The organism is Mesobacillus sp., assembly GCF_047739415.1.
GTDB lineage: Bacteria > Bacillota > Bacilli > Bacillales > Cytobacillaceae > Mesobacillus.
This window is the reverse complement of sequence record NZ_JBIQOE010000053.1, coordinates 1-6,147: the sequence shown is the minus strand read 5'-3', so window position 1 is coordinate 6,147 and position 6,147 is coordinate 1. Positions and strand designations below refer to the sequence as shown.

The following is a 6,147-nucleotide window of genomic DNA, read 5'->3' as shown; positions in this document are numbered from 1 at the left end:
TGTCACGGGTGTTGAATCAACATCCATATGTAAGCCCGGATAAACGGGAAGCAGTTTTGAAAACCATAAGGCAACTGGATTACAGTCCTAATATTAATGCTGTTCATTTATCACGGGGAAAGACCAATATGGTCGGAGTCGTACTGCCAACGATCAATCACCCTTATTTTTCAGAACTCCTTGAAGGAATTGCTGAAGAAGCAATGAAGCATAATACCCAACTGGTCCTCTTTCAGACTGGGTACCATCAAGTAAAGGAATTCGAAGCGTTAGAACAACTTCCAGGCCATCTAATAGATGGGGTGATTTTTGCTTCACGTGCAATTCCGTTTGATTCACTATTGAAATATAAAGATGCCGGTCCGATCGTGTTATGCGAGGACTCTGATCAAGATCAATTTCCATCTATATCAATTAAACATGTTGCTGCATTCAACCTTGGATTGGAGTATTTAATTTCAAAAGGGCATGAGCGTATCGCAATCTGTCTTGGAAGACTTGAAGGAACAAATAGCCAGAAACGCCAAAAGGCATACGAGGAAAAGATGAAGATGATTGGTCAGAAGGTACATAAGGATTGGATTCTTGGCAAGTGTTTAATGATACAGGATGGTAAAAGAGTGATGGATCGGTTTTCAAAAATGAAAGAAAAGCCCACAGCTTTTCTAGTAGGTAATGACCAAGTTGCAGCCGGCATTATAACCGAAACCGTAAAACAAGGTCTTGCTGTACCTGAAAATTTAGCCATATTAAGCTTTGATAACCATCAAATATCTGAAATCATGGGAATCACAACAATTGATATACCCACTAAACAATTAGGTGCATATGCCTTTAATTCATTTGTTAAGCGGTCTGGCAATAGTACATATGCAGAGAAGATCGCTCTTCCATTTACATTAATACAGCGACATTCTGTTTAAAACAAAAAACCTGCCATTTATCGGCAGGTTCCTTATTATTATATTCTGCTTTTTCGATCTATAAGGTCAATGTTATCATCTGTCATGTAATAATCATGGGAATCCATCAAAACGTCTTTCAATGACTCAGAGACCCTATTGGCATCATAACTACAAACGGTAATTAAATTTGTGGTTTGAAGCATTGCATCCGCTTCTTTTTCGTAATCCCCAAGATTCTGGACGATTTCCTCTTGGTCTCTCCATTCAACATGCGCCCATGTCTGAATAGGAATATTATTTTCCAAAAAAGGCGCAAGCATATTTTCTAAATAACTTAAAATAGTTACCTTATTGAAGTTGCCGCGATAGCAGTAAAATTCATAATTATTGATCGTGTGAATCATTTCCTGTTGTTTCTCATTAAACTCAGCTTTGATTCTCTTCTGGAGTTCAGGCATAATCCGGTCATTTTCTATGATCATCACGTGGTTGCCGAGTCCGATAGCCGCTGTAACATAGACTATAAGATTATCAACATATTTCTCTTCATTTTCAAATGAATAAAAAATATGTGCTCCAGATTCTTTAACACTTGAGATCAGGCTCTGGATTTTTTTGTGCATTGTATCAGTCTCCTCCGGAATTCAAGGGAAACAAACAATGAATTCACATATTCAAATATACCCTTTATATTAACATACTTCTTGCCATCAATCGATTAATCTTGTTTATGAGTCAATCAAGTCCAATTATATATATACGGTTTAAGAAGTAAATATCCCTTTATTTTCCCAACAACGTTCTTTCATTATAATTTGCTGAATTTCTCAAAAGATCACCACTTTTTCACTGGAATTACTTTAAAAAACCCACCGAACAATTGCAAGATCGGTGAGTTTAGTATTATTCCATAATAAAAGTTTTGAGTTTGCCTGCTTTTGCGTTCACATTACTTAAAGCATCATGGTATTCAGTTTCTAACTGGCTAATAATCTCCGATGCAGATTGTATATTATTGATAGCTCCAACTCCCTGCCCTGCTGACCAAATGTCTTTCCAAGCCTTGGCATTCGTCTCTCTTTGCATTGAATCAAAATTAACATTATCTTTTTTCTGGAGGGTTTCAGGGTCTAGTCCTGCCCTGACGATGCTTGGCTTTAGCATATTCGCTTTAACACCAGAAAAAGCATCGGTGAGAATAAGGTCTTCTTGAGTTGCATCTACTACCATTTGTCTGTACTCATCATTCGCCATACTTTCCTTTGCCACAATGAATCTTGTCCCCATGTAAGCAAGGTCTGCTCCTGCAGCCTGTGCCGCAAGTACGGCTTTTCCGGTGGTGATTGATCCTGCCAGAACAATGATTCCATCCCAAAAGGTCCGTACAGAATCAACGAAAGCAAAGCCATTCAGTTCCCCAGCATGGCCCCCTGCACCGTTAGCGACCAAAATAAGGCCGTCTACTCCTGTCTCTGCAGCTTTCTTGGCGAACTTCACATCACTCACATCCGAGAAAACAAGGCCCCCATATTCATGGACAATTTCTACCACTTTCTTAGGACTCCCGAGTGATGTGATAACAAGCTGAGGTTTATGCTTTTTTATTAAGGCAAGCTCTTCCTCAAGCCTGCTGTAAGTGCTATGTACCACCATATTCATAGCCCATGGTGCAATTTTCCGTTCTGGCTCTTGTTTTTTTGCTTCTGCTAATTCGACATTCAACCTGCCCATCCATTCATCTAGAACTTCAATTGGTCGGGCGTTTGGAGCTGGAAATGATCCAATCACTCCATTTTTGCAGCAGGAACTTACCAAATCAGGACCTGAGACTAGGAACATTGGGGCTGCTATTGCAGGAACAGATAGCTGATCCCACCAGCTTTCTGGAACCACTTTACTCATCGTATCATCCCTTCTACATTTCTAAATTTTCTGAATATCTTTATCATAGTTTAACTTACGGAATTTTTCAATCTTGGTAGGAATTTATTATTTTAAAAAAAGAATCCCTCAATGTGAAGGATTCTTGCTGTATTTCTGCTGAATCTTTTTTATGCTGTTAAGAGTACGTAATAAAATTGTATCATTTCCTTCTTCTGGGTTCTTTAAATACCTGCGCCAAATAAATTGACTTCCTTCTTCTATCAGCAGCAAAACAATGATTGGCAGCAGCAAGAGCCAAATCCAGGTCCACATTTTTCAGGCTCCTTTCGAATGGATACATTTATCCTATTCAATTCTTTACCTCAAAATGTTCGAATGCTAAACATAAACTTGTTTTAGTTAGGATCCTTGTATTCCATTGCCCTTTTACTGTCTCTGTATCCTTTAGTCGTTGGATCTTGTATAATCCCAAGCATGGCAAGAACCATGAATATACCGTTTACCAACATTAAAACCTCGTTCTGCAGTTCTTCTGTTAATCTGAAAGTGACCCACCCTAATTTATTCATACCCTCCAGGACAATTTGGGCTACTATCATTAATTGTGATATGAAAGCAATAACCCAGGCCTTATTTTTGAACCTAACACCCCAGTTAAACATTTGCATCATTCCTTCCCCCTGCTCCTATACTTTTAATATATTCAGCGGTGGGGATTGGTTGTCTGCTTTTGTCCCTCCCTTTTTATTTTTTTCTTCTTTTATCTAATCTTTCGAATATATCTTCTCGGTGGATGAATATTATAACCACCACGAGTATGCTGGCAATAAGAATGACAAGCCAATTAATTCCCAAAAAATAAAAACTAAAAGGAATCAAAACAAAGGAACCTAGACCAGCAAATGTAAAACTTTTCAAAAAGGGATAAAGCAAAAGGAAACCAAAAATGATGACAATAGCAGTTAGAGGTTCAAAGGCGAGCATACCTCCGATAAATGTAGAGATTCCCATGCCCCCTTTAAATTTTTAGGTAATCGGCTTAACATGGCCAAGAATTGCAAATCCCAATCCACCCAATAGCAACTCAGGAGACAGTTTAAAATATTCACCGATAAAAATTACAATTGCCCCTTTTAGCGCATCACCAAGAAAAGTCAAAACGAATGATACTCTTCCGTGTACCCGTCCTGCATTCCTCGCCCCTACATTGCCGCTTCCCTCAACTCTTATATCCTTTTTCCCGAGCAACTTTACAACGAAATATCCAGCCATCAAGGTGCCTAGAAAATATGAAACTAAAAAATAACTAAAGATAGTCATGGCAACACAACCTGTCTAACAATATTAGTAGAGTTTATTCGATATAAGGACGATAAATTCCTTTATAAGGATTACCTATAAAAATTCCCGGCCACAGCTGGCCGGGAATTTTTATTCTTGGTATCCTATTTGAATTGCCTGTTCCACCAAATCGTGGTCCACTTCTTTCTCAAACAAATCAATATTTTTCTTGAGGAGATCAAAATTTTTCGTTCCTATTAGTTGTGATTCTCTCACTATCCTCTTTATATTAAAAACCCTGCTGAAACTGCCTGTAAACACGACAGGAATTGTCAGAGTATTAAATTCCATATGATAGCTGGTTGCTTTTCAATGCAACATAAATGTTATCAATATTATCCATACTTCAGTTGACATATACTTCTTGTATGTGACCAGTTATGGTCTTTCGATTGCGACCTTGTTACTGTTGAAGTACCATTTTTTCATATAAAAATAGAATAGTAAAAATACTGCGCCTGAGATCAATCGTAAAACAGCTGCTAGATTCATAGCTGTTTCAATTGAACTTAACTGAAGCAAATAAACACCAACCTGTGGTGCGATAAAGCCTATAATTGCTAAAAGGATGTTATATTGCGCGATAAAACTTCCCCGGTTCTCCTGCTTCGTCACTTCAAGTAGCTGATTAAATAGCAAAAGAACTGTCCCAGAAACAAAAAGACCGGAAGTAAAGTTGACGAAGGTTAGGTAATACATATTTTTTGAGAGGATTGTTAGGAATGGCGCTGATGCCATACCGACTGCAGTAACTGCCAGCATCTTTCCATTACTATGCTTATCAGCCATCCTTCCCCACCACTTGAAGCTTATGATCTGACCTACCTGATTCGACACAGTTATGATGCTGATCCAGAAACCAGTCATATGAGCGACTTTGATATTGTAAATATTGAACAGAGGCCAGGCTAGCTGCCAGGCAAAGTTGAAAAACAATCCGCAAATCAAGAAATAAATGAACGGTTTATGTTTATAGGCGTCCCAGCCAAAATTTAACCGTTTCTTGTCCGGTACGGTTTCCTTCTTCGGTTCTATATGTTTATTTAAATAGATAACTTCTGCAATCCCAAATAAAAATGCTAGAATGAAGAGAATTTGATAGGGCATTGGATTAGTTTTATCAAACCATTGAAGGCCAATCCCAATCAGCAAGGTTGTAATCATACCAGCGATGGTCAGTATCCTGTTCCTCTCACTAAAGAAACCGCTTCTGCGGCTGTCTGAAATAAGGTCTCCGATAAATGACTGCCAGCTAAGCATTGCGAATGATCCAGGAAGATTCATTAGACCGATCAACAATACAAATGTCCAGGCCCTGTATTCTTCAGGCAGATAAATGACCAAAAACATCCCCAGCAAAAATAAACGAGTGAACAAAATCGAGAGACCAGTGAACCTCTTTTTTTCCTGCAGCCTGCTCATGATCACAGTACCAAGAATCATTGCGAACATACCTATTATTTGAGGCAGAGAACTAATTAATCCTACTTGATAATTCGTAGCACCGAGAACACCAATTGCAAATAAGGCAAAGTAGTTATTGCTCATACTCATAACAATTGTAGAAGCGACCCCATTTATTATGCTATTCTTTTCATTCCTCTTTGTTATTTGTGAAGGACTTTCCATACATTCCTCTTCTTTCGAATCATGCAAATTATTTTGGATATCGAAATATCCACCTAATTTTACTCCTTCTGGTTTTTGTTGGCAACAAGATTTTTTCCGCAAAATAAGCTAAGAATTTTTTGGAAATAAAGGTTATTAGAAAGGGCAGCTTTTTATAAGTTTCCTGTTGGTTGGCTCTGGTAGAAATTGCTTTTTCGGGTCCAATAAAAAAAGGAGCACATGGCTCCTTTTCACTTGTCTAGGAAATTACACTAGCGTTGCATAAATAAAATTAATTATTGTCAACCCGAAGATATAACCTAGTAATTGACACTAATGTTAAATATAACCTTTAATACACATAAAAAAATCCTTATAATTAGTAGGAAGGTCAATGTCCTGTCCAAAT

Annotated in this window: 6 protein-coding genes and 1 pseudogene; 1 reads left to right on the top strand and 6 read right to left on the bottom strand. The window is 38.0% G+C overall.

What is annotated here, in order from left to right; genetic code table 11:
* Positions 1 to 923 (top strand): substrate-binding domain-containing protein (locus ACH0QE_RS04905; RefSeq protein ID WP_415799572.1); only part of this gene is annotated, 923 nt, incomplete at its 5' end.
* A gap of 38 nt (positions 924 to 961) precedes the next feature.
* Here ACH0QE_RS04905 and ACH0QE_RS04900 read toward each other — a convergent pair.
* The 6 genes and pseudogenes from ACH0QE_RS04900 to ACH0QE_RS04875 all read right to left on the bottom strand — a co-directional run bounded on the left by ACH0QE_RS04900 (position 962) and on the right by ACH0QE_RS04875 (position 5,759).
* Positions 962 to 1,528 carry an MEDS domain-containing protein gene (locus tag ACH0QE_RS04900; protein ID WP_415799571.1) on the bottom strand — a complete coding sequence of 189 codons (567 nt, stop codon included), beginning with the start codon at positions 1,526 to 1,528 and terminating at the stop codon, positions 962 to 964.
* A gap of 280 nt (positions 1,529 to 1,808) precedes the next feature.
* On the bottom strand, positions 1,809 to 2,807 hold the full coding sequence (locus ACH0QE_RS04895) for an NAD(P)H-dependent flavin oxidoreductase (protein WP_415799570.1): 999 nt from the start codon (positions 2,805 to 2,807) through the stop codon (positions 1,809 to 1,811).
* 108 nt (positions 2,808 to 2,915) lie between these two features.
* The gene (locus ACH0QE_RS04890) at positions 2,916 to 3,101 is read right to left on the bottom strand and encodes a hypothetical protein (RefSeq protein WP_415799569.1); all 186 of its coding nucleotides are present in this window, start codon (positions 3,099 to 3,101) and stop codon (positions 2,916 to 2,918) included.
* An 83-nt stretch (positions 3,102 to 3,184) separates the two neighbouring features.
* On the bottom strand, positions 3,185 to 3,460 hold the full coding sequence (locus ACH0QE_RS04885; RefSeq protein ID WP_415799568.1) for a phage holin: 276 nt from the start codon (positions 3,458 to 3,460) through the stop codon (positions 3,185 to 3,187).
* A 73-nt stretch (positions 3,461 to 3,533) separates the two neighbouring features.
* Positions 3,534 to 4,109: pseudogene (locus tag ACH0QE_RS04880) on the bottom strand (glycerol-3-phosphate acyltransferase).
* Positions 4,110 to 4,508: 399 nt separating this feature from the next.
* The gene (locus ACH0QE_RS04875; protein ID WP_415799567.1) at positions 4,509 to 5,759 is read right to left on the bottom strand and encodes an MFS transporter; all 1,251 of its coding nucleotides are present in this window, start codon (positions 5,757 to 5,759) and stop codon (positions 4,509 to 4,511) included.
* Positions 5,760 to 6,147 lie beyond the last annotated feature (388 nt).